The organism is Stappia sp. TSB10GB4, from assembly GCF_900185745.1.
In the GTDB taxonomy this organism is placed as follows: domain Bacteria; phylum Pseudomonadota; class Alphaproteobacteria; order Rhizobiales; family Stappiaceae; genus Stappia.
This window is the reverse complement of sequence record NZ_FYAV01000047.1, coordinates 1-22,478: the sequence shown is the minus strand read 5'-3', so window position 1 is coordinate 22,478 and position 22,478 is coordinate 1. Positions and strand designations below refer to the sequence as shown.

The 22,478-nt window shown below is 67.0% G+C and carries 20 protein-coding genes, 1 tRNA gene and 1 pseudogene; 10 read left to right on the top strand and 12 right to left on the bottom strand.

The features are described 5' to 3' along the window. The first annotated feature begins 10 nt into the window (after positions 1 to 10). The 9 genes from TSB10GB4_RS10495 (at position 11) to TSB10GB4_RS10455 (ending at position 9,872) form a co-directional block, all read left to right on the top strand. Positions 11 to 1,591 carry an ABC transporter ATP-binding protein gene (locus TSB10GB4_RS10495; protein WP_186395719.1) on the top strand — a complete coding sequence of 527 codons (1,581 nt, stop codon included), beginning with the start codon at positions 11 to 13 and terminating at the stop codon, positions 1,589 to 1,591. Further along, a complete protein-coding gene (locus TSB10GB4_RS10490) occupies positions 1,581 to 2,660 on the top strand; it encodes an ABC transporter permease (RefSeq protein ID WP_186389483.1) in 1,080 nt (359 codons plus the stop codon). The genes TSB10GB4_RS10495 and TSB10GB4_RS10490 overlap by 11 nt, the downstream gene beginning before the upstream one ends. Position 2,661: 1 nt before the next feature. Then, complete coding sequence (locus tag TSB10GB4_RS10485) at positions 2,662 to 3,582, top strand: ABC transporter permease (protein ID WP_186395718.1); 921 nt, start codon at positions 2,662 to 2,664, stop codon at positions 3,580 to 3,582. Positions 3,583 to 3,686: 104 nt separating this feature from the next. After that, on the top strand, positions 3,687 to 4,754 hold the full coding sequence (locus TSB10GB4_RS10480; RefSeq protein ID WP_186395717.1) for a BMP family ABC transporter substrate-binding protein: 1,068 nt from the start codon (positions 3,687 to 3,689) through the stop codon (positions 4,752 to 4,754). 155 nt (positions 4,755 to 4,909) lie between these two features. Beyond that, positions 4,910 to 5,377: an HIT family protein gene (locus TSB10GB4_RS10475; RefSeq protein ID WP_186395716.1), complete on the top strand. Its 468-nt coding sequence runs from the start codon at positions 4,910 to 4,912 to the stop codon at positions 5,375 to 5,377. A gap of 70 nt (positions 5,378 to 5,447) precedes the next feature. Continuing rightward, positions 5,448 to 6,005: a helix-turn-helix domain-containing protein gene (locus tag TSB10GB4_RS10470; RefSeq protein ID WP_186395715.1), complete on the top strand. Its 558-nt coding sequence runs from the start codon at positions 5,448 to 5,450 to the stop codon at positions 6,003 to 6,005. An 11-nt stretch (positions 6,006 to 6,016) separates the two neighbouring features. Beyond that, positions 6,017 to 6,559 carry a GNAT family N-acetyltransferase gene (locus tag TSB10GB4_RS10465; protein WP_186395714.1) on the top strand — a complete coding sequence of 181 codons (543 nt, stop codon included), beginning with the start codon at positions 6,017 to 6,019 and terminating at the stop codon, positions 6,557 to 6,559. Positions 6,560 to 6,921: 362 nt separating this feature from the next. Then, entirely contained in the window at positions 6,922 to 8,862 is a 1,941-nt protein-coding gene (locus TSB10GB4_RS10460; protein ID WP_186395713.1) for a diguanylate cyclase domain-containing protein, read from the top strand. Between the two features lie 71 nt (positions 8,863 to 8,933). After that, entirely contained in the window at positions 8,934 to 9,872 is a 939-nt protein-coding gene (locus tag TSB10GB4_RS10455) for a hypothetical protein (protein WP_186395712.1), read from the top strand. Positions 9,873 to 9,924: 52 nt separating this feature from the next. Here TSB10GB4_RS10455 and TSB10GB4_RS10450 read toward each other — a convergent pair whose 3' ends face one another. The 9 genes from TSB10GB4_RS10450 to TSB10GB4_RS10410 all read right to left on the bottom strand — a co-directional run bounded on the left by TSB10GB4_RS10450 (position 9,925) and on the right by TSB10GB4_RS10410 (position 18,950). Then, positions 9,925 to 10,461 carry a regulatory protein RecX gene (locus TSB10GB4_RS10450; protein WP_186395711.1) on the bottom strand — a complete coding sequence of 179 codons (537 nt, stop codon included), beginning with the start codon at positions 10,459 to 10,461 and terminating at the stop codon, positions 9,925 to 9,927. Next, positions 10,458 to 11,282 (bottom strand): MBL fold metallo-hydrolase, encoded by an 825-nt coding sequence (locus tag TSB10GB4_RS10445; RefSeq protein WP_186389474.1) that lies wholly within the window; start codon positions 11,280 to 11,282, stop codon positions 10,458 to 10,460. The genes TSB10GB4_RS10450 and TSB10GB4_RS10445 overlap by 4 nt, the downstream gene beginning before the upstream one ends. Positions 11,283 to 11,287: 5 nt before the next feature. Beyond that, a complete protein-coding gene (locus TSB10GB4_RS10440; RefSeq protein WP_186395860.1) occupies positions 11,288 to 12,088 on the bottom strand; it encodes a TatD family hydrolase in 801 nt (266 codons plus the stop codon). Further along, entirely contained in the window at positions 12,088 to 13,653 is a 1,566-nt protein-coding gene (metG, locus tag TSB10GB4_RS10435) for a methionine--tRNA ligase (RefSeq protein WP_186395710.1), read from the bottom strand. The genes TSB10GB4_RS10440 and metG overlap by 1 nt, the downstream gene beginning before the upstream one ends. A 76-nt stretch (positions 13,654 to 13,729) precedes the next feature. Further along, entirely contained in the window at positions 13,730 to 14,800 is a 1,071-nt protein-coding gene (locus TSB10GB4_RS10430) for a DNA polymerase III subunit delta' (protein ID WP_186395709.1), read from the bottom strand. Next, positions 14,797 to 15,480 (bottom strand): dTMP kinase, encoded by a 684-nt coding sequence (tmk, locus tag TSB10GB4_RS10425; RefSeq protein WP_186395708.1) that lies wholly within the window; start codon positions 15,478 to 15,480, stop codon positions 14,797 to 14,799. The genes TSB10GB4_RS10430 and tmk overlap by 4 nt, the downstream gene beginning before the upstream one ends. Then, complete coding sequence (locus tag TSB10GB4_RS10420; RefSeq protein ID WP_186395707.1) at positions 15,473 to 16,729, bottom strand: D-alanyl-D-alanine carboxypeptidase family protein; 1,257 nt, start codon at positions 16,727 to 16,729, stop codon at positions 15,473 to 15,475. The genes tmk and TSB10GB4_RS10420 overlap by 8 nt, the downstream gene beginning before the upstream one ends. A gap of 90 nt (positions 16,730 to 16,819) precedes the next feature. Then, positions 16,820 to 17,929 carry a septal ring lytic transglycosylase RlpA family protein gene (locus tag TSB10GB4_RS10415; protein ID WP_186395706.1) on the bottom strand — a complete coding sequence of 370 codons (1,110 nt, stop codon included), beginning with the start codon at positions 17,927 to 17,929 and terminating at the stop codon, positions 16,820 to 16,822. Between the two features lie 622 nt (positions 17,930 to 18,551). Next, positions 18,552 to 18,950 (bottom strand): hypothetical protein, encoded by a 399-nt coding sequence (locus tag TSB10GB4_RS10410; protein ID WP_186389467.1) that lies wholly within the window; start codon positions 18,948 to 18,950, stop codon positions 18,552 to 18,554. A 521-nt stretch (positions 18,951 to 19,471) separates the two neighbouring features. On the opposite strand from TSB10GB4_RS10410, the gene TSB10GB4_RS10405 reads away from it, so the two are divergent. Beyond that, positions 19,472 to 19,561, top strand: a tRNA-Ser gene (locus TSB10GB4_RS10405). A gap of 144 nt (positions 19,562 to 19,705) precedes the next feature. Here TSB10GB4_RS10405 and TSB10GB4_RS10400 read toward each other — a convergent pair. The 3 genes and pseudogenes from TSB10GB4_RS10400 to TSB10GB4_RS10390 all read right to left on the bottom strand — a co-directional run. Continuing rightward, positions 19,706 to 20,455, bottom strand: a complete 750-nt coding sequence (locus TSB10GB4_RS10400; protein WP_186395705.1) for an SDR family oxidoreductase — start codon at positions 20,453 to 20,455, stop codon at positions 19,706 to 19,708. A 145-nt stretch (positions 20,456 to 20,600) separates the two neighbouring features. Then, positions 20,601 to 21,515: an AraC family transcriptional regulator gene (locus tag TSB10GB4_RS10395; RefSeq protein WP_186395704.1), complete on the bottom strand. Its 915-nt coding sequence runs from the start codon at positions 21,513 to 21,515 to the stop codon at positions 20,601 to 20,603. Between the two features lie 151 nt (positions 21,516 to 21,666). Then, positions 21,667 to 22,230: pseudogene (locus tag TSB10GB4_RS10390) on the bottom strand (LysR substrate-binding domain-containing protein); the annotation flags it as partial. Positions 22,231 to 22,478 lie beyond the last annotated feature (248 nt).

The window sequence follows — 22,478 nt, the reverse complement described above, 5'->3', positions numbered from 1 at the left end:
GGGGGGAGCGATGACAGCCACGACACCGACAGACCCGCCGGCGATCGGCCGTGACCGGCAGGGCGACATCCTGCTCGAGGCGCGCGGCATCACCAAGCGCTTCGGCGACATCCTTGCCAATGACGACGTCTCGATCGCCCTGCGTGCCGGCGAGATCCACGCCCTGCTCGGCGAGAACGGCGCCGGCAAGTCGACGCTGGTCAAGATCCTCTATGGCGCGTTGGAGCCCAATGGCGGCACGCTGCACTGGCAGGGACGGGAGGTGACCATCGCCTCTCCGGCCGAGGCCCGCAAGCTGGGCATCGGCATGGTGTTTCAGCACTTCTCCCTGTTCGAGGCGCTGACGGTGGCGGAGAACATCGCGCTGGCGCTGCCGCGAGGCACGGCGATGCGCGACTTGTCGGCGCGCATCCGCGAGGTCTCGCACGACTACGGGTTGACGCTCGACCCGCAGGCGATCGTCGCCGACCTGCCCGTCGGCATCCGTCAGCGCATCGAGATCGTCCGCTGCCTGCTGCAGGAACCGCAACTGATCATCATGGACGAGCCGACCTCGGTGCTGACGCCGCAGGAGGCCGACCAGTTGTTCCTGACGCTGGAGCGCCTGACCCTTGAAGGCTGCGCGATCCTCTACATCTCGCACCGCCTGGAAGAGGTGAAGCGGATCTGCCACCACGCCACCGTGATGCGGCACGGCAAGGTCATCTCCGAATGCGACCCGGCACGGGAGACCGCCGCCTCCCTGGCCCGGATGATGGTGGGTAGCGCGGTGCATGACCTGAAGCGCGGCCCCCGCCCGGATGCAGGTGCCGTGCGGCTGGAGCTGCGGGGGCTTTCCGCGCCGGCGGATGGGCCGTTCTCCGTTGCCATCGACACTGTCGACCTGCAGGTCCGCGGCGGCGAGGTGGTGGCGATTGCCGGAATCGCCGGCAATGGGCAGGGCGAACTCTTCGATCTCGTCTCCGGGGAGCGGCTGTCGTCCTCCCACAGCGTCCAGATCGACGGCCAGGCGGCCGGCCGCAGCGGCATCACCGCGCGTCGGCGGGCGGGAGCCGCCTTCGTGCCGGAAGAGCGGCTCGGGCACGGCGCCGTGCCGGGTTTGCGGCTGTCGGAAAACATCGTCCTGACGCGCCATTCCACCGGCGACGGCCTCGTGCGCGGCGGCTTCGTCGATACGGACAGGGCCGGGGAGCTTGAAAAGCGCATCAAGAACAATTTCGACGTGCGCATGTCGCATGACGATGCCGAGGCGCGGGCACTCTCCGGCGGCAACTTGCAGAAATTCGTCATCGGCCGCGAGCTCGACCGGCAACCCGGCGTGCTGGTGGTGAACCAGCCGACCTGGGGGGTTGATGCCGGCGCGGCGGCACTGATCCGCCAGGAACTGATCGATCTCAGCCGGCAGGGCTCGGCGGTGCTGGTGATCAGCCAGGATCTCGACGAGATCTTCGAGATCGCCGACCGGATCGCCGTCATTTCGCGCGGCCACCTGTCGGAGGCGGAGCCGGCGGAGACCATGACGCGCGAGCGCATCGGCCTGCTGATGGGCGGGATGGAAGACCGGCAGGGAGGCGCGACCCATGCGGCTTGAGCTGGAAAAGCGCGCCGAGCATTCGGCAGCGATGGCGCTGCTGTCGCCGGTGATCGCACTCGCCCTGACGCTGGTCAGCGGCGCGATATTGTTCGCAGCGCTGGGGCAGAATCCGGCGCGCGCCCTCTATGTCTTCTTCATCGATCCGCTGACCGCGTCCTGGTCGCTGCAGGAACTGGTGGTCAAGGCGACGCCGCTGATCCTCATCGGTGTCGGCCTTGCCGTCTGCTACCTCTCCAACACCTGGAACATCGGCGGCGAGGGGCAGTTCACGGCGGGAGCTCTCGCCGGTTCGATCCTGCCGATCCTGTTCGCAGGCTTCGAAAGCCCGCTGACCCTGCCCCTGATGCTGCTGATGGGCGTCGCCGGCGGCATGGCCTGGGCCGCGATCCCGGCCTTTCTCAAGGTGCGCTTCGGCACCAACGAGATCTTGACCAGCCTGATGCTGGTCTATATCGCGCAGCTTCTGCTCGACTGGCTGGTGCGCGGCCCTTGGCGCGATCCGGCCGGTTTCAACTTTCCCGAAAGCCGTATGTTCACCGCTGCGGCGACCCTGCCGGCGCTGGCCGACGGGCGCATGCATGTCGGCGCCATCTTCGCGCTGATCGCGGTGGCGGCCCTTGCCGTGGTGCTGATGAAGACGCGAAAGGGCTTCGAGATCCGCGTCCTCGGTCAGGCGCCGAGGGCAGGGCGCTTCGCCGGGTTCTCGCAGAACCGGATGGTATGGTTCGCCTTCCTGCTGGCGGGCGGCCTTGCCGGTCTTGCCGGCATCAGCGAAGTGTCGGGCTCGATCAACCAGCTCACACCGGTGATTTCCCCCGGTTACGGCTTCACGGCGATCATCGTGGCCTTTCTCGGACGGCTGAACCCGATCGGCATCCTGTTCTCGGGGCTGCTGCTGGCGCTGTCCTATCTCGGCGGCGAGGCGGCCCAGGTGGCGCTCGGCATCTCCGACAAGACCACCCGCGTGTTCCAGGGGATGCTGCTGTTCTACGTGCTGGCCTGCGACACGCTGATACTCTACCGCATCCGGCTCGGCGGGCCGGCGGCGACGGGGAAGGGGGCCTGACATGGGCATGTTCGAAGCCATCCTCCTGACCGTCATCACCGCCGCGACGCCGCTGCTGCTGGCCGCCATCGGCGAGCTGGTGGTGGAGCGCTCGGGTGTCCTCAACCTCGGCGTCGAGGGCATGATGATCCTCGGCGCGGTGATGGGCTTTGCCGCCGCCCAGGCGACCGGCTCTCCCTATGCCGGTGCCCTGTGCGCGATGCTTGCCGGCATGACGCTGGCCCTCCTGTTCGGCTTCCTGACGATCCACCTCGTTGCCAATCAGGTGGCGACGGGTCTGGCGCTGACGCTGCTCGGCCTCGGTCTTGCCGGAATGATCGGCGAGGCCTTTGTCGGCCGGCCGGGCGTCCGGCTGCAGGCGATCAACATACCGGTGCTGAGCGATCTGCCGGTGGTCGGGCGGATCCTGTTCGGTCAGGACCTCTTGGTCTACATATCCTTGGCGCTGGTCGCCGCCGTCACCTATGTGCTGTTTCACACCCGGGTGGGGTTGGTCATCCGCGCGGTCGGCGACAACCACGGCTCGGCCCATGCGCTCGGGGTCTCGGTGCGCAAGGTGCGCTACCTCGCGGTGCTGTTTGGCGGCGCCTGTGCCGGGCTTGCCGGCGGCTATCTGTCGCTGGCCTACACGCCGCAATGGATCGAGGGCATGACAGCCGGGCGCGGCTGGATCGCGCTGGCGCTCGTCGTTTTCGCCACCTGGCGGCCGTTGCGGCTGCTGGCCGGCGCCTATCTGTTCGGCGCGGTCGGAATCATGCAGTTTCATGCGCAGGCGCACGGGTTCGGCATTCCCTCGCAGTTCCTCTCGGCTCTGCCCTATGCTGCGACGATTGCCGTGCTTGTGATCATCTCGCGAAACCGTATCCTGACCCGTATCAACACGCCGGCCTGCCTCGGCAGGCCGTTCGTGCCGGACCGGTGATGCGCTGAACAGCGGGCGCGGGACGGGGCAGCCCCATCCGCCGCCTGCCATATTGACAGCCGGCAAACGTCCGGCGGGGCTGAAACAGGGGACAGGAGCAGGAAATGAAGAAGATACTGGGGTTGGCGGCGGCCGCGCTGCTCGGCTTCGGCGTGATCGGTGCCGAGGCGGCCGACAAGCTGAAGATCGGTTTCATCTATGTCGGCCCGATCGGTGATCATGGCTGGTCCTACCAGCACAACCAGGGCCGTCTCGCCATCGAGAAGGAGTTCGGCGACAAGGTCGAGACCGTCTATATCGAGAACGTTTCGGAAGGTCCGGATGCGGAGCGCGCCATCGAGCGCCTGGCGCGCGACGGGGCAGGGCTCATCTTCACCACGTCCTTCGGCTTCATGAACCCGACGCTGAAGGTCGCCCAGAAGTTCCCGGATGTGAAGTTCGAGCACGCCACCGGCTACAAGCGCGCCGACAACGTCTCCACCTATTCGGCCCGCTTCTATGAAGGCCGTTACGTGATCGGCCAGATGGCGGCGAAGATGTCGAAGACCGGCACTGCCGGCTACATCGCCTCCTTCCCGATCCCGGAAGTGGTGCGCGGCATCAACTCCTTCATGCTCGGCGCGCAGTCGGTGAACCCGGACTTCAAGATCAAGGTCGTCTGGGTCAACACCTGGTATGATCCGGGCAAGGAGGCGGATGCCGCCAAGGCGCTGCTCGACCAGGGCGCGGACGTCATTGCCCAGCACACCGACAGCCCGGCACCGCTGCAGGTGGCCGAGGAGCGCGGCGCGATCGGCTTCGGCCAGGCGTCCGACATGATCGCCTTCGCGCCGAAGGCCCAGCTCACCGCCATCGTCGACGACTGGAGCGCCTATTACATCCGCCGCGTCCAGGCCGTGCTCGACGGCACCTGGACGAGCGAGGATGTCTGGGGCGGTTTTGCCGCCGACATGGTCGTGATGGCGCCCTACACCAACGTGCCGGAGGATGTCGCCAAGGATGCGGCCGAGATGGCCGAGAAGATCCGCTCGGGCGAGTTCCATCCCTTCACCGGCCCGATCTACAAGCAGGACGGCAGCGAGGCTGTCGGCGACGGCATCATCCTCGATGACGGCGTCCTGCTCGGCATGAACTGGTACGTCAAGGGTCTGGACGACCAGTTGCCGCAGTAAGGCTGCACTGCGTTTCGCCTTGTGCGAAAGGTGAGGGCCGGGGGCGCAATCCTCCGGCCCTTTTCGTTTGCAGGCACAAGTGCCTTGCTGCGCCAGCGCTCCGCGTCGATAGAATGCGCCTTGGAATTGGGGTTGGCGGGAGGGCGGTGGACCACATGACTCACAAGACATCGGAATGCCTGTTCTGCAAGTTCGCGCGCGGCGATATCCGCCCGCATGTCATCCACGAAGACGACCGCCTGCTTGCCTTCCTCGACATCGGGCCGATCCGCCGCGGCCATGTGCAGATCATCCCGCGTGCCCACCACGATTATTTCGAGATGCTGCCGGAAGACCTCGCCGCCGACATTCTCGCGCTCGGCCAGAAGATCGCCCGCGTACAGAAGCGGCTCTATGGCGTTCCGCGCGTGGCGTTCCTGTTTTCCGGCGGCGACATCGCCCATGCCCACGCGCATCTGGTGCCGATGGTGGAGGGAACCGACATCACCTCGCGCCGTTACATCCGCGAGGAGAAGCTGAGTTTCGCCGCGATCCCGAGCCCGCCGCCTGCGGAACTGGCCGAGGTTGCACGGGAGATTAGGGGCGCTCTGGAACGGGACGAGGCACAGGGCAGGGAGGCGTGAGACTGGAGGCCCTTCCCGCAGCCGAACAGGAACCATTGACTTCGTCCATATTTGGGATATATTCCCGAATATGGACGGAAACGAACGACAGAACCAAGCCCTGGCCGACCATCTCCGGTCGCTGAGAACGGAGAGGGGCCTGACGCTTCAGGACCTTGCGGACAGCAGTGGGGTCAGCAGGGCGACACTCTCCCGCATCGAGAACGCGGACGTCAGCCCAACGGCGGAGACGCTCGGACGTCTGGCATCGGCCTTCGGCCTGCCGCTGTCCCAGCTTCTGGCCCCGCTGGAGCCGGAGTTTCCGCCGCTGCTTCGCCGCGCGGAGCAGGGCACCTGGTCGGATCCGGGCGGCGGTTTCGTCCGCCGGTCGGTGTCGCCGCCCGCCAGCGGCCTGAAGCTGGAAATGATCGAATGCGAGATCACGCCCAACCAGCGCATCTCCTATGAACGACCGGCTGTTGCAGGGCACGAACACCACCTTGTCCTGCTGGACGGAGCGCTGACGCTCACCGTCGACGATGAGCGGTACGAGCTGCGGCCGGGCGACTGCCTGCGCTATCGGCTGTTCGGAGCGTCAAGCTTCGAAACTGGCAAACACTCCGCGCGCTACCTGATCGCGCTGGCCTGAGGGCTCCCCATATGGAAACGCAGATCCTCGAACTCGATGGCCCCGCCATCGAAGCAAATAGTGCCGCGCTCTCCCGCATCCTCATCGACAGTGTCGCCGACGGCGCAGCCATCAGCTTCATGGCGCCCGTGTCCGCGCACGAGGCCGCCCGGTTCTGGCTGGAGACTGTGCGTCCGGAAGTAGAGGCCGGGCGCCGGACGGTTTTCGGTGCGCGGCGCGACGGCGCCCTTATCGGGACCGTGCAGCTTCTCACGGCCATGCCGCCCAATCAGCCGCATCGCTGCGAGATCGCCAAGATGATCGTCCATCCGCAGGCACGACGCCTCGGCACCGGCCGCGCGCTGATGACCCGTGTTCTGGAGCATGCGCGCGCGCTCGGCAAGACGCTGGTGACGCTCGACACGCGCACCGGCGACGTCGCCGAGCCTCTCTATGCCTCCGTCGGGTTCGAGATCGCCGGCACCATCCCGGACTATGCCTTCGACCCGGACGGACGGGCGCGGCACGCCACGACCTACATGTACCGGCGACTTGAAGAAGGAGCCTCGGCCTGAGCGCCGCTGCTGATCGGGCAGTGTCATGGCCGGCAGATTGCCCAGGCGGTTCGTCGGCACGGCAATATCGGCTCGCAACAGCCAGACAGCGCCGAGCCGGGGGAGCGCGAGGCGGCCTTTGGCCCGATCCCGACCATCACATCGCTAATTCGCATAAGATATATTATGGAATATTTTTTATTGATGCCGGTAAGGCATGGCGCGCCGTGCGAGCCGATCCCCCCGGCACAGGAAAACGCTGCGTGAATTAATTCGCCGCGATCCCCGCAACTGCCGAGACATCCATGTGCAGTTGTAGTTATGTATCTTCGAAACGAGCGGGTTTCGCGGGGTCTGATCCGTTGGCATTGAACAAGCAGGACATGCCTGGGCGTGCAGGCATCAACACCTATCTCATCGTGTTGATGCTGGTGTGTCTGATCCCCATTCTCGTGATCTCGGGATATGCCGCATGGCGGACCGGCGAGGCCTACAGGGATACGGCAACCGCGCGTCTCGCCGAGACCGCGCTCACCATTCGCAGCGCAATCGAGGCGGAACTGGAGAGTCGTTTCACGGTCCTCAGCACCTTCGCAACGCTTTGGACGCCGGACGACCGCAGTGATCGCCTGAGGCTTCAGGCCAGCCCCTATGCGGGCATCGGTCTCACCGGCGAAGTCCAGATCATCGAGTTCGAGGGCCGGCGCCCGATGGCTTCCGCCTCGGAGCAGGTTCTGGCCATCGCGCGCCTGTCCTTCGACCGCCAGGCTCCGGTCGTTTCCAACCTCGTGCTCGGCTCCAGATTGTCCGACCACCGGATCCATCTGGCGATACCGTCGGCAGCGGAGAGCGGCGAGCGCGAACGCGTGTTTGTCCTGTCGCTCTCGCCCTCGCAGCTTATTCGCACTCTCCAATATGGCCGCGAGCGGGTGAGCGGCATTCTGATCGCGGTCGCGGATGGCAATGGCCGGATCCTTGCCCGCTCCCGTGACGCGGAAAATGCCGTTGGCCTCAAGGCTCCGGATTGGGACAAGCTGCAGGCCATTTCCGGCAGCAGCGGCTCTTTCGAAGCGATGACGACCGAGGGCCAGAGCACCGTCATGGTCTTTCAGCGCATCGAGATGACGCCCGGCTGGACTGCCGTGGTCGCCGAACCGCTGGAGGTGTTCAACGCGCGCTGGCATACCCCACTGGTGGGTCTGCTGCTCGGCTCCGTGCTGGCGACCGTTCTGGCGACCGTCGTCGCGATCCATATCGGACAGATGATCCGGCGACCCGTTCAGGCTCTTGCCGCACGCAGCCTGGCGATCGCCAGAAGCGAGGGCCGAGGCGATACGCCTCCTGAGGCCCTGCCGCAATCGACGATCCGCGAGTTCGAGGTCGCGCGCGTCAGCTTCGAGGCGGCGGAAGCGGCCCGCCGCACGCTCGAACGCCGTCTGCGCACCGCCGCAAACGCCGGTGCGCTGGTGTTCTGGCGCTGGTCGAAGGCCGGCGATCTCCTGTCGCTGGAAGGATGGGAGACGCTGACAGGAAGGGCGGACAGCGAGGCGCTGGGAACCGCCTGGATCGACCAGGTTCACCCGGACGATCGGGACCGGGTGATGACGGCTATCGGCCAGAAGAAAGAGGGCAGGCTCGACTACTTCGACATCGAGTTCCGCCTGCGCGTCGCCAATGGCCGTTGGCTGTGGGTCCGAGATCGCGGCGGCCCGGTGCTCGACGACGCCGGTCAGGTGATCGAGTGGGCAGGCGTGCTTGAGGATATCGACGCGCGCAAGCAGGACGAGGCGAAGATTGCCCATATGGCGACCCATGACGCCTTGACCGGGCTCGGCAATCGGGTGCTGCTGCACGAGCGGCTGCAATTGGCGGCGGCCGCCGCCGGGCGCGGGGTGACCAGCGCCCTCCTCGCGCTCGACCTCGATCTCTTCAAGCAGGTCAACGATACGCTCGGGCATCCGGCCGGCGACGAAGTGCTGCGGCAGGTGGCCAGACGGCTTTCCGGCTGCGTGCGCGAGGTCGATCTGGTGGCGCGGATCGGTGGCGACGAATTCGCCATCCTGCAGCACGGCGCGGCGCAGCCGGCGGCAGCCAGAACCCTGGCGGAACGGCTGATCGCCGCCGTTTGCGCGCCCTATGACGTCCACGGTCAGAGCATCGTCATCGGCATCAGCGTCGGCGTTGCCTTGATCACCAGCGGAACGCATGGGGCGGACGACCATATGTGGCGGGCGGACAAGGCCCTCTACCGGGCAAAGGCGCTGGGGCGCGGTCGCATCGCGGTCTTTGGCGAGGACATTCTCGGCGGCCCGCAGGACGGATAGCACCGGCCGGCGATCTTGTTCCGGATTGCCGGGTGCGGCTACCCTGGGTCGTCATGCTTGGAGGTTCGTTCATGCCTTTGCCGTTTGAGAGGTTTTTCGCGCGGCCAGCGCATGCCCTGTCCGTCATCCTCCTGTCGCTTGCCCTGTCTCTTGGAGCTGCCACCGCCCGCACGGAGATCGACGCAGATATCGGCGCGGTCCTGGAGAGGGAGCGCGCCGAGCTCGCGCAGACCTGCGGCCCGCTGCTGGAGTTTCTCGACGGCTTCGCGACCTCGGTCGATGTCGACGGCAATGCCCTGCCCGACATTCTGGTCGATTACGGGCGGCTCTCCTGCGACGGCAGCCGGATGATGTTCTGCGGTTCGGCTGGGTGCACCCAGAAGATCTATCTCGGCCGTTCCGGCGGCGCGCCGGAGATGGTCGGCGAGTTTCTCGCTTACGAACTGCGCTTCGATCGCCCCTCGCAGGGCAGCTTTCTCGCCGTGCTGCACGGTGGCTCCTGCGGGCGTGCCGGTGCCGAGACCTGTTTCCGGCGCTATGCGCTGCCCGGCAGCGCGGTCGTTGCGCTGGAGGAAGAACCGCGCGATCGCTGGTTCTTCACCGCGTCCCCCTCGCCCTCCGCCATGCTGGCGACCACCGATGGCGACAGCCTGCGCCTTGTCTGTGACGGCGGTGCGCTGCGCATCGAATACGGACCGACATGGCTGTGGGAGGACGGCGGCTTGGTCAGCGAGCATGCTCGCGACCTTGCAAAGCCTCAGGGGCGGATCGAGATCGACATCGAGGTCGACCGTGGCCAGCCGACGCCGGTTGCCTTCGTGATCGAGGAAACAGCACGCGTGCTGCAGTCCCCGACCTTCGCGCCGGATGAGCCGCTCTTCGCGGCGATGATGCGGGGGAGCGGGATGGATTTGCATCTCGGCGGCTCGCTGGAGCATCTGCGCAATGTCACGCTGAAAGGCTCGTCCAGGGCGATCGGCAGCCTGCTGCGGGCTTGCGGGCAGGGCTGACACGGCTGGACAGAGGAGGGGGCAGCCCCCTTCCCTCGCCTGTTGCCGGGCTCTACCCCTGCTCCTCTTGCAACTCGGCGGCATCCCCCGCCTCCACGACCCTGCGCGCGACCGCCAGCGAAAATCCCTGCCGGCACAGCGCCGCCATCTCCTTGCGCAGCCGATCAGGGTCCCCGTCGCCCCGCCGCCAGGGACCGAAGCGCCGCTTGCGCGCGGCAATGCAGGCCGCCGCAAGGTCGTCGCTTTCCTCTTTCGCGATGAGCTGTTCGGCCAGTTCCTGCTCGATACCCTTGGCGGCCAGCACCGCGCCGATCCGCCGGGCCGAGCGGCCCTTGCGGCGTTCGGAGGCGATCCGCGCCTCCGCAAACAGCCGGTCGTCGACCAGGCCCGATGCGGCGCAGCGGGCCACAACCGCCTCGATCATGTCGCTGAACCCGGCCGGATCGAGGTCGAGCTCGCGGGCCGCGCGCATCACCTTGCGCTCGATCACCCGTCTCAGGTTCTCGCGGCTGGAGCCGTAGCGGTCGAGATAGTGGAGCGCCGCCTTCATCAGCCGCTCCTCGGTCGGCGGACGGGCGGCGCGCGTCATGGCGCGGCGTCGAGGCTGGCCGAAAACCGCAGGCCGTCATAGGCCGGGACCACGCCCTCGGGCAGTTCCGCTTCCAGCGTGCGGTAGTCGAGATCGACATGCATGTTGGTCAGGATCGCCTTGCGCGGTTGCAGGCGCGAGATCCAGTCGAGCGCTTCCGACAGGGAGAAATGCGAAGGGTGCGGCGTGCGGCGCAGCGCGTCGATCACCCAGGTGTCGAGCCCCGAGAACCCGGGTTGAACGCTCGGTGGAATATCTTTCGCATCAGGGAGATACGCGACGTTTCCAAACCTGAATCCGAGCGCGGGAATATCGCCGTGCGGCACTTCCAGCGGCAGGAACGGGATTGGCCCGCCCGCCCCGTCGATCACCCCCGCCTCGCCGTCCACGATGCGCATGTCGCGCAGGATCGGCGGATAGCTCGACCCCGGCGGCGTGGCGAAACCGTAGTAGAACAGGTCATGGGCGCGGCGCGAGGTAAAGGCATCCATATAGACCGGGATCAGCTTGCGATGAGTGATCGCCAGCGGCCGCAGGTCGTCGATGCCGTGCAGGTGGTCGGCATGGGAATGGGTCAGCAGCACTGCGTCGAGATCGGCGACGCGGGCGTCCAGCAATTGCTGGCGCAGGTCCGGCCCGGCATCGACCAGCACGCGGGTGGTACCGTCCGGCCCCTTGCGCTCGACCAGCAGCGCGCAGCGCATGCGCCGGTTGCGCGGCTCGTTCGGGTCGCAGTCGCCCCAGATATTGCCGACGCGCGGCACCCCGGCCGAGGAGCCGCAGCCGAGGATGGTGAAGTCGAGCCTGCCGCCGCCGGCCATCGGTCTCAGCTTTCCGGCAGCAGGTGGCGCGGCACCCGCGAAAACAGGCGGAAGAAGTTCTCCGTGGTCTGGCGGGCCATCTCCGTCTCGCTGACGCCGCGCGTTTCCGCCAGCACCTTGTTGGTATGGGCGACATAGGCCGGCTCGTTGCGCTTGCCGCGCCAGGGCTGCGGCGCAAGATAGGGCGCATCCGTTTCCACCAAGAGCCGGTCGGCCGGCAGCTCGGCGGCGATCGCGCGCAGTTCCTCGGAGCGCTTGAAGGTCAGGATGCCGGAAAACGACACATAGAGCCCCAGCTCGATACCGGTCAGGGCAAGGTCGCGACCCGAAGTGAAGCAGTGCAGCAGGGCCGGAAAGGCCCCCTTCTCCGTCTCGTCCCGCAGGATCGCGGCCATGTCCTCGTCGGCATCGCGCGAATGAATGACCAGCGGCAGACCGGTCTGGCGCGCGGCGGCGATGTGGCGGCGCAGGCCCGCCGCCTGCGCCTCGCGCGGCGCCTTGTCGTAGAAATAGTCGAGCCCGACCTCGCCGATCGCCACCACCTTCTCAAGCGCCGACAGGCGCACCAGATCGTCGGTGGTGACCAGCATCTCGGCCTCCTCCCCCGCATTGTGCGGATGGGTGCCGACCGAGCAGAAGACGGTGTCGTAGCGCTCGGCAAGCGCCCGGATCGTGTCGAACCGGGCGACCCGCGTCGAGATCGTCACCATCAGGCCGACCCCGGCCTCGCCGGCGCGGGCGATGATCGCATCGCGCTCGGCGTCGAAGTCGGGAAAGTCCAGATGGCAATGGCTGTCGACCAGCATCATGCCGCCCCGCCGGCCGGCGCCTCGGCCTCGACATAACGCGGGAAGACGCCCTCGGGCTTGGGCAGCTCCGCGCCGGCGGCAAGCCGCCCGCCCGCTCCCAGCCGGTCAAAAGCGCGTGCATCCGCCGGGACCGCCAAAAGGTCGAGCAGCTTGCCCGCGCTCGTCGGGATGACGGGCTGCGCCAGGATCGCGATCTGGCGGATCACCTCGGCGGTGACATAGAGCACCGTCGCCATGCGCGCCGGGTCGCTCTTCTTCAGCGCCCAGGGCTCCTGCGCGGCGAAATAGCGGTTGGCCTCGGCGACGCAGGCCCACACCACCGACAGCGCCTGATGGATCGCCTGGCGCGACATCGCCTCGCGCGCACCCGCCAGCATCGCATCGGCCTGGCCGACAATCGCCTCGTCCTCGGCCGTGAAGGCGCCCGGCTCCGGCAGGCGGCCCTCGCAGTTCTTGCCGATCATCGACAGCGAGCGCTGCGCCAGGTTGCCGAGGTCGTTGGCAAGGTCGGCATTGATGCGGTTGACGATGGCCTCGTGGCTGTAGTTGCCGTCCTGGCCGAAGGGCACCTCGCGCAGGAAGAAGTAGCGCACCTGGTCGAGGCCGTAATGGTCGATCAAGGCGAAGGGGTCGATGACGTTGCCGACCGACTTCGACATCTTCTCGCCCTTGTTGAACAGGAAGCCATGGGCGAAGACCCGCTTCGGCAATTCGATCCCCGCCGACATCAGGAAGGCCGGCCAGTAGACCGCGTGGAAGCGCACGATATCCTTGCCGATGACGTGCAGGTCCGCCGGCCAGTAGCGCCAGCGCGGGTTGCTCTCGTCCGGGAAGCCGGCGCCGGTGATGTAGTTGGTCAGCGCGTCGACCCACACATACATCACATGCCGCTCATCGTCCGGCACGCGCACGCCCCAGTCGAAGGTGGTGCGCGAGATCGACAGGTCCTTCAGGCCGCGGCTGACGAAGCTCACCACCTCGTTGCGGCGCTCGTCCGGGCCGATGAAGTCCGGATTGGCCTCATAGTGGGCGAGCAGCCGGTCCTGATAGGCCGACAGGCGGAAGAAATAGCTCTCCTCCTCCACCCATTCCACCGGCGAGCCCTGCGGGCCGTAGCGCACGCCATCGGCGCGCAGTTCCGTCTCGTTTTCCTGGTAATAGGCCTCGTCCCGCACCGAGTACCAGCCGGAATAGCTGTCCTTGTAGATGTCGCCGCTGGCCGCCATCCGGCGCCAGATCTCGCGGCTCGCCTCGTGGTGGCGCGGCTCGGTGGTGCGGATGAAGTCGTCGTTGGAACAGCCGAGCGCCGCCGCCATGTCGCGGAAACGGGTGGCGTTGCGCTCCGCCAGGTCCTGGACCGGGATGCCTTCCGCACGCGCGGTCTGCAGCATCTTCTGGCCGTGCTCGTCGGTGCCGGTGAGGAAGAACACGTCGCGACCATCGAGGCGCTGGAAGCGCGCGATGGCGTCCGTCGCCATGCTCTCGTAGGCGTGGCCGATATGCGGCGCGCCGTTGGGATACGAGATGGCAGTGGTGACGAAGAAGGGCGATCGATCGGTCATGGCCTGTCAGAGGGTCCGGATTGCGGGTGGGTGGCCCGGATGGGCGCTCCAGAAGTCGAGTGCGAGGCGGCCGGCGTCAAGCCCGCGCGGTTTCGGCAAGATCGCGCAGGGTGTTGAGCGCGATCTGCTTCCTGTCGAGATTGTAGGCATCCGCCTCGCGCGCGGCGCGGCTGGTCTTTTCCCATACCTCGCTCACCCTGACAAGGCGGTGCAGATCGCCCGCCCCCGCCGCGCCCAGCCGGGCGTGCAGGTGATCGGCGACGAGATCCTGGAACAGGCTCCAGGCATCGTCGGCGCCGCTGCGCGACACCTGATCGGCAAGCTCATGCGCCGCCGCCGCATCCAGGCGCGGCAGCCCCGCCATCAGGCCGGCGAAACTGTCGGCAAGCTCGATGGCATCGCCGGCGGCGAGCTTGATCGCCTTGCGCAGGCTTCCCTGCGCCAGCTCGGCCGCCCTCGCCGCCACCCGGTCGGCCGGATCGGCCACGCCGAGATCTCCGAGCCCTGCCAGCACCTCCTCGCGCGACAGTCCCCGCAGGTGGAGCATGCGGCAGCGTGAGCGGATCGTCGGCAGCAGCCGGCCCGGCGCATGGGAGAGCACGAGAAACAGCGAACGTTTAGGCGGCTCTTCAAGAACCTTCAACAAGGCATTGGCCGCATTGACATTCATGTCGTCGGCGGCATCGACGATACAGATCCGCCAGGAGCCTTCCGCGCCGGTCGACCCGAAGAACGGCACCGTCCGGCGGATCTCGTCCACCGTCAGGTCCTGCTTGATCTTGTCCTTCGCCTTGCGCTTGGGGTCATAGGGGCGGCGCAGATGCAGAAGGCCCGGATGGGCGCCGGCCGCGACCTTGCGGAAGTCCGGATGGCCGGCCGGCAGCGCGCAATCGGTCGCCTCGGCCACCGCCGCGGAGGCCGGGTCGGGATGGGCGAGCGCGAAGCGGGCGAAGCGAAATGCCAGCGTCGCCTTGCCGATGCCCTTCGGGCCGGCGAGGATCCAGGCATGGTGCATGCGCCGCGAGCGATAGGCGGCCAGCAGTTCCTCCTCCGCTTCGCGATGGCCGATCAGGCTGGCCCGCTCGCGCGGCAGCGGCACATCCTCGATGGCATCGGCTTCCGTCAGCAGCGGATCGAGTTCGCTCATCGCCACGCCTCCTCCTCCGCCTGCAGCAGGCGCGCGGAAACCGCCCGCCAGATCTCCTGCTCCACCGCATCCGGCGTCTGCATGCCATCGACCACAAGGAAGCGCTCCGGCTGGCTGGCGGCAAGCTCCAGGAACATCCGTCGGCGCCGGTCCTGCACGTTTTCTCCCTCCGTCTCGAACCGGTCCGGCTGCGGCGCGCTCCCCGTGGAACTGCGCGCCGCCACCCGGGCGATGCCGACATCCGCCGGCACATCGATAAGCACGGTCAGGTCAGGCCGGCAACCGGCCACCGCCAGCGCCTCCAACCGGTCGAGAAAGGCCGTATCGACGCCCGCCTCCCCCTGATAGACGCGGGTGGAGTCGGCGAAGCGGTCGCACAGCACCCAGTCGCCGCGCCTCAGCGCCGGCTCGATCGTCGTGTCGACATGATCGGCCCGTGCGGCGGCAAACATCATCGCCTCCATTTCCGGCCCGAGTTCCTTGATGCGGCCGCCGAGCAGCAGCCGGCGGATGGTCTCCGCACCTGGCGATCCGCCCGGCTCGCGCGTCACCACCACATCGACGCCCGCGCCGTGCAGCCGCTTGCGCAACCGCTCGATCTGGGTCGATTTGCCGGCCCCCTCGCCGCCCTCGAAGGTGACGAAATGGCCTCGGCCGGCGGCGATTGCCGTGTCACTCATTCAGCCACCATCCAAACAGGGTTTCCTTGACCGCATCGGCGGCGCGGCTGGTAAGGGTTCCCTCGCCCGCCTCGGCGCCGGTCAGCAACGGCGCGCGATAGACGATGTCGCTGTCCTTGAGCACCCGCAACTCGCCGACTTCCTCGCCGCGCCTCACCGGCGCCGGCAGCGGACCCTTGTAGATCGCCCGCAGCCGATAGACATGGCGATTGCCGCGCGGCAACAGGATCTGCACCGGCTCGCGCACCACCAGCGGCACGGAGCCGATGGAGCCGCCGAACACCCGCGCCTCGGTCACGGTGTCGCCCGGCGAGAACAGCACCACCTCCTCGAAATCCTTCTCCAGGCTGTCGAAGAGGCGGCGCAGCGCTTCCTCGCGCCGGTCGGCGCCCGGATGGCCGGCCACGACAGCGATCAGCCGGCGGCCGCCGCGCTCCGCCGAGGCCACCGCATTGTAGCCCGCTCCTTGCGCGAAGCCGGCGGCCAGCCCGTCGACCCCGGAGACGGCGCCGATCAGCGGGTTCTTGTTGCGCTGGAAGATCCCGTTCCAGGTGAAGTCGGGCGCGCTGAAGAGCGCGTAGCGGTCGCCGTGGCGGGTCAGCACATAGTCGGCGAGCCGCGCCATGTCCCGCGCCGTCACATAGGAATCGGACGCCTCATAGCCGGTCGGATTCGCGAATCTGCTGCCGGTCAAGCCGATCTCCGCCGCCTTATCGTTCATCCGCGTGGCGAAGGCCGCCTCGCTGCCGGCAAGTCCTTCCGCCAGCACGATGGCGGCGTCATTGGCGTTCTGGATGATCAGTCCGTGCAGCAGGTCGATCACCGGCACGGCGCTGCCGAGCTTGGCGAACATGGTGGAGACGCGGGCCGGCGCGCCGCCGCTGCGCCAGGCATGCTCGCTGACGGTGAAGGCGGTGTCCTCGCTGACCTCGCCCCTGGCCAGCGCGTCGAAGACGACGGCGGCGGTCATCAGCTTAGCGGTGGAGCCGGGCTGGTAGCGCACCGTCGGGTTGCGGCTCGCCAAAAGAGTGCCGGTGGTAATGTCGAGCAGCAGGGCCGAACTGGTGTCGGGCGCGCTTCCGTCTTGCGCTTGCGCTTGCGCTTGCGCCTGCGCCGCCGCGCCGCCGAACCCGAGACCTGTAACGAGCGCGAGGAGCAGCACCAGCAGCGCGGCGACGGTCCCGGGCGGAAGGCCGTGGTGCCGCGCGCCCGCGCCGTCCTGTTTCCGCACTGCGACCGCAGCCGTCATGTCACGCTCTCCCGTCCCGGCCCGATGTCGACGCCATGGCGAAAACATACAGGCTCGGACGGGTCAAGCCTACCTGCGGCGCGAGGTTGTTCAGTCTGACTGGCGCGCGGCGAGTTCGCGCGGCGACAGGCCCTGGCCGATCGCGTCGAAGGCCGCATAGGCTCCCTCGATCCGGGCGCTGGCGCGATAGGACGAGATCGCAGACCCGCGCGCGAAGGTGCTGGGCTGGCCGAGATAGGCCGGTCCCGGCGCCAGCACCGGCTCGCTGGCCACGGCCGGCACGACCGGCAGCGTGTTGCCGTCGTAGCTCATGACCGGCGCGGAAGATGCCGCCGGCGCGGCCTCCGTCGGAGTGTCGTTCTCGAAGGTGCTGAGCGAGGCGACCTGCACCGTCGGCGCGCCCGCCTCGAAGGCGATCGCCGGGTCGAAGGCGGCGGTGACCATCTGGCCGAAGCTGCCGGCGCCGGCAAGAACCGGACCATAAGGCCGGTTGCGCGGCATCGGCGCCGAGCCGGAGAGCGTCGCCACCGTAGAGGTTGCCAAAGTAGAGCTTGCCGGCGCGGACACCGTCGGGCTTGCAGCCGGAATATCGGCCTGAGCCAGCATCGTGCCCGGCATGGTGGCGCCCGGCTCGACCGCGCCCGGACCCCGATAGGAGGCCATCAGGAAGCTCTGGTCCTGCCCGTCCATGCGGGCCCTGCCGACATATTCGACCTTCACCTTGGCCACGCCCGCGCTCTTGAAGTCGAGCATGCTGGCGACCTTCTCGGACAGATCGATGGTGCGGTTGCCATGGAACGGCCCGCGGTCGTTGACCCGGACGATCATCGAGCGGCCGTTCTTGAGATTGGTCACGCGCGCATAGGAAGGAAGCGGCATCGTCGTATGCGCCGCCGTCGGCGCGTTGCGGTCGAAGACCTCGCCATTGGCGGTCATCCGGCCGTGAAAAGTCGGCCCGTACCAGGAGGCGAGACCGACCGAGGTGTAGTTCGGATCTTCCTTCGGGTGATACCACTTGCCGGCGACCTTGTAGGGTTTGCCGACCATTTGGCGACCGCCGCCCTTGGGCACCGGCTGGTTGCCGGAGACGACGCGCGGGCTCGCCGCCACGCCGTATTTCGATTCGGGAAACTTGACCTTCTGGGTCTTCGGGGCGGAGCCGCAGCCGGCAAGGGCGAGACACAAGGAAGAGACCGCCATGATGCCGAGGACGCGCGGAGAAAACCGGCGTTCGCAAACCGGCGCCGCGCCGATTCGATCGGAACTGGGGTTGGTGCTCAGGTGCCGGCGTGCTGTCGCCGGGTCCTTGCCATCATTCATTCTGCCGCCCTACTCGATACCTGACCGGCGGTTTTCGCCTGGGGTTCCGGCCGCAGAGGACATTCTGTCCGCTGGGTCGCTCCTTCGGTCGACATCCCGCTGGCAGGCAGTCGACCGCTCGGGGTCCTCGCCACCTGCGCCAGTGATCACGAAAGGTTGGATAAAGCAACGCCCGTTGAAGGACTTTTGTCCGGGGAGTCGGTCGCTTTCGCCTGCCTTGCGTGCCCTGTCGGTCGGACCCGTCTCGTTGCGATGCTGCCCCCCAAATGGCGCATCACGACACGTGTACCATGCCGTCTCTTACTGCAAGGTGAAGATCGGGTCGACCTGCGCGTCTGTCGCAGGCAGCATTTTTCCACGACCTGTTGCGGAAGGGCCGCAGGTTGGCGGCGGCGGCCCTCATCCGGTGGCCCTTCCGCTCTCGGCTGTCGCGTCTCTCGCACCAGGATGAGCCGTCCCGGCGTAGGCTTCCGGCGTCGGCTCCCGGTGTCAGTTGTCGGTGTCAGCGGCCGATTCGGGCGCGGCCCGACATGCCGTCGTCGCGCTGCCAGTAGAGCGTGTCGCCCTCGCCCTTCGACAAGGTGAAGCAGAACTGTTTGCCGTCGTACCAGGACTCCCACTTCTGGCACAGGCGATTGCCGCGCACCCACCAGCGGCCCTGGTCCTTGGGCTGCATGAAGCGCCCGAGGCCGACCGCGTCGCCGGAACCGTTGACCTGGCCATCGGTGCGGTAGTGGAGCGGGAATTCGCCGCCGAGCGGCACTTTCAGATAGATCCGCTTGCCGGCAACCGTCTTGCGGATCTCCTGTTCGTTGAGCTGAGGGCGCGCCTGCGCCGGAGTTGCGGCGGCGGCAAGTCCTGCGATCAGCGCGAGAAACGCGCCGGCTGTGCGAAACTGCATGGCTGTCTCCAGATCGGGCCTCGGACGTCGTCGGGGCGGGTTCCCACCCGCATCGATACCGGGAGTTACGCCGCAGCTTCGCCGGCGGATCAGGCCGTCCCTCGCGATGCACGCATCTGTGATGCGGGTCACACCATCCGATCGGGGCGCCGGCTACAACGAACACATGGCGCGTGCCCCCGCGCCGGACGCCGAACCAACGGCGCAGCCGCCGATCCGGTCCCTGCCTCGACCTTCCGGATCGGCGGCTTTTCTTTTGAAGGGCCCCTCACCCACCGCTGCCCCTCTCCTGCCCCAAGACCCTCTCCTGCCCCAAGACCCTCTCCCACAAGAGCGAACCCTGTCCCGGCGGGCCCTGTCGGGTCATCGTCCCGGATTGGACCGGAGCGGATCACGGCAGTGCCGGGCCAGTCCGGCCCCGGCCTTGGCGGCGCCCTGTTGCGCCGCGCCTCGCCACCACCCTGTTGCGCCGCGCCTGGCCGCTTGACAAGCCGGGCTGCGAGGGCGAAACGAAGCGCACCGGAAGAGTGGCCGAGTGGTTTAAGGCAGCGGTCTTGAAAACCGCCGTACGGGAGACCGTACCGTGGGTTCGAATCCCACCTCTTCCGCCATCTCGGTCAAAATAGCGCTTCTGGCGAACGAACTACCGCCGAATGTCGCCGTTTTCCCGCGACAGCGCGATCACCTGTGGCGGCGCTGGCGAACGGCGCAGCGCCGCCGATATTCCCACTCTGCAGGATCGAGCGGAGCACACCTCAGCCGTGGCGGGCCTGATAAAGGGCGACAGCGTCAGCTCCGCCCGGAAACTGAAGCCGGTCGGACGTGTCGTGAACGGCGGCCCAGATGGCCTCTGCGACATCCGTTTCCTTCGTCGTTTGCGCCGGCTTGGCGAAGGCTTCGAAGATCGGTGCCGCGAAACCGGCATAGGCCGCAGGGATGAGATCCTCGACCCGCAGATCGGTGTTGTGCGCAAACCGGGTCGTCGGAGCATAGCCCGGTTCCACCAGCTTTGCGCGGACACCGAAGTGGCCAAGCTCATGGGCGAGCGAGCCGGTGAAGCCCTCAATCGCCTGCTTGCTGGCGGTATAGGCGGCGGCCAGCGGCATGGAAGCCAGCGTAACGCTCGATGTCACATTGACGATGACACCAGATCGGCGTTCGCGCATTTGCGGAATGACGGTCTGACACATCGCCATGACACCGAACGTGTTGGTGTCGAACACCTTGCGGATATGCGCCATCGGCGTCGCCTCGAAGGCCCCGACGACGCCGATGCCGGCATTGTTGACGAGCACGTCGATCGGCCCGGCGGCCTCGATGGCGGCGACGATGCTCTCTTCACTCGTCACGTCGAGCGGCAGCATGCGCAGGTTGGACGAAACCGGCAGAAGAGCGGCGTCGGGGCGACGCATGGTCGCGATGACATTCCAGCCCTTGTCGAGGAAATACCTCGCCGTTTCAAGGCCATAGCCCGAGGATGTGCCGGTGATCAGGATCGTTTGCATGGGAGCTTCCATTCGTTTCGGATGGCTCCGTGATAGCTTCAAAGGTCGAGACGATATATAATCAAAAGTCCATTATCGTTTTCCAATCGTCCATATCGGCAGAGGCAGCCTGGTATCGAGACTTCAGCGTGGCTCGCTCTCGATCCTAGCCGGGTTCAGCGGCACTGCTGCTCCGAGCAAATTTTCCGGGTGGACAGCCGAGCCGCTTTCGAAAGGCCGTGCTGAAGGCGCTGGCGGACTCGTAGCCGATCTCGTCGGCGATCCGGTCCAGCGTCTTGGTTCCCCGCAGCAGGGCGTCCTTCGCCAGCGCCATCCGCCAGCGGACGAGATATTCGATCGGGCCGCAGCCGAGGACCGCGCCGAAGCGTGCGGCGAAGGCGGAGCGCGACTGCCCGGCGATCCGGGCGAGACCGGCGACCGTCCAGTCGGCGCGTACATCGGCGTGCATGGCGCCGAGGACGCGCGCCAGAGCAGGATCGCGCATCCCGTTGAGAAGACCGGCGCGATCATCGTCGGTCGCGACACCGCGCAAGCGCAAGGCTTCGATGAGCAAAACCTCCAGCAGCCGCCGGAGGATCATGTCCTTGCCCGGCTCGTCGCCGCTGCATTCCTCCATGATGAGATCGATCACCCGCCTGAACCGCACCGATCGCCCTTCCGAGGGTGGGACATGGATCATCCGCGGCAGCAGGGCGAGCAGGAGCGGAGCGTTGGCCGCCTCGATGCGAAAGGTGCCGCCCAGCGATTCGAAGTCCGCCTCTCCCTCCTGCTCGCCATGGCGGGCGGGCACGTCCATCGGGTCGCGCGGCTCACAGGCGATGGCGGGATGGCTGCTCAAGGTGAAGGCCGGGGTTGCAGGCAGAAGGAGAAAGGCGCCCTTTTCCAGCTTCAGGGGCTGCTCTCCCTCGAAAGCGATCCAGCATGCGCCTTTCAGAATGATCGTGAAGCCTGGAGCGTCGTAAGCCGCATAGCGAACGCCCCAGTGACCCCGCCCGGTAATGGGCTTGGAGATGGCCGTGTTCGGCCGGAGCAGAGCTATCACATCGCTGAGAGGGTCCATATGGACTGTCCGTAATTAATACCCGCTGCTCGCTTATATGCCGTCCTGCCCTCGTCTTCCAGCACGCAAGGGTCGGCAGATCTCGCGGTCTGCCCACCGGGAGCCCGATATCATCGCCGTCTGTCACCCAATCACCGCCGAAAGCCGCCGATCACCGCACCTTTCCGTATTCGGCAAGGAAATCGAGAAGCGCCCTGATGCGCGAAGGCAGCGGTCCGCCCTGGCCGATATGGATGGCGTGGAAGGTTTCCCGATCTCCCGGGTTGAGATGTTCGAGCACCGGAACGAGACGACCGGCGGCAATATCGTCGCGCACGGTGAAGGCGGCGAGGCGCGCAAGCCCGCTCCCGCCTAGCGCAAGTTGCCGCAGCCCCTCGCCGTCACTGGCCTGCACGCGGCCGACTGCCGGAACAACGACAATGTCGTCGTTGGTTTTCATCGGCCAGCCATCGACCTTACGAACATAGCCAAATCCCAGGAGATTGTGCCGGCCGAGATCATCAATGCTTTCCGGCTCGCCAAAGCGGCCAAGATATTGCGGCGCTCCCACAATGATCATGGCGGTATCCCCGAGCTTGCGTGCGACGAGGCTCGATGTCTTCAGCGACCCGGCGCGCACGGCAACATCGGTGCGCTCGGCAAGGAGGTCGACGACCATGTCGGTCTGGACGAGATCGAGCGTGATTCCGGGGTTGTTCGTCTGAAGAGGTGGTAGAGTTTGGGCGGTCTCCCGGCCTGAACCGCCGGGAGACCAGTGGCAGGCGACCGGACCGGGGTTGGGCTTTCGCCCGTCGTCATCAGGGTCCCTGCCGCTTCCTTTTCCCGCTTGGAGAGTTGATGGGGCCTCTGGCCGACACCACGCCCGCGAACAATCCGAAGCACGATCAGGATACCACTGCCATGGCCTTTCTGGAACATGCCCCGTCCCACGTCGTCGGCATCGACGTGTCGAAGCTGACCCTT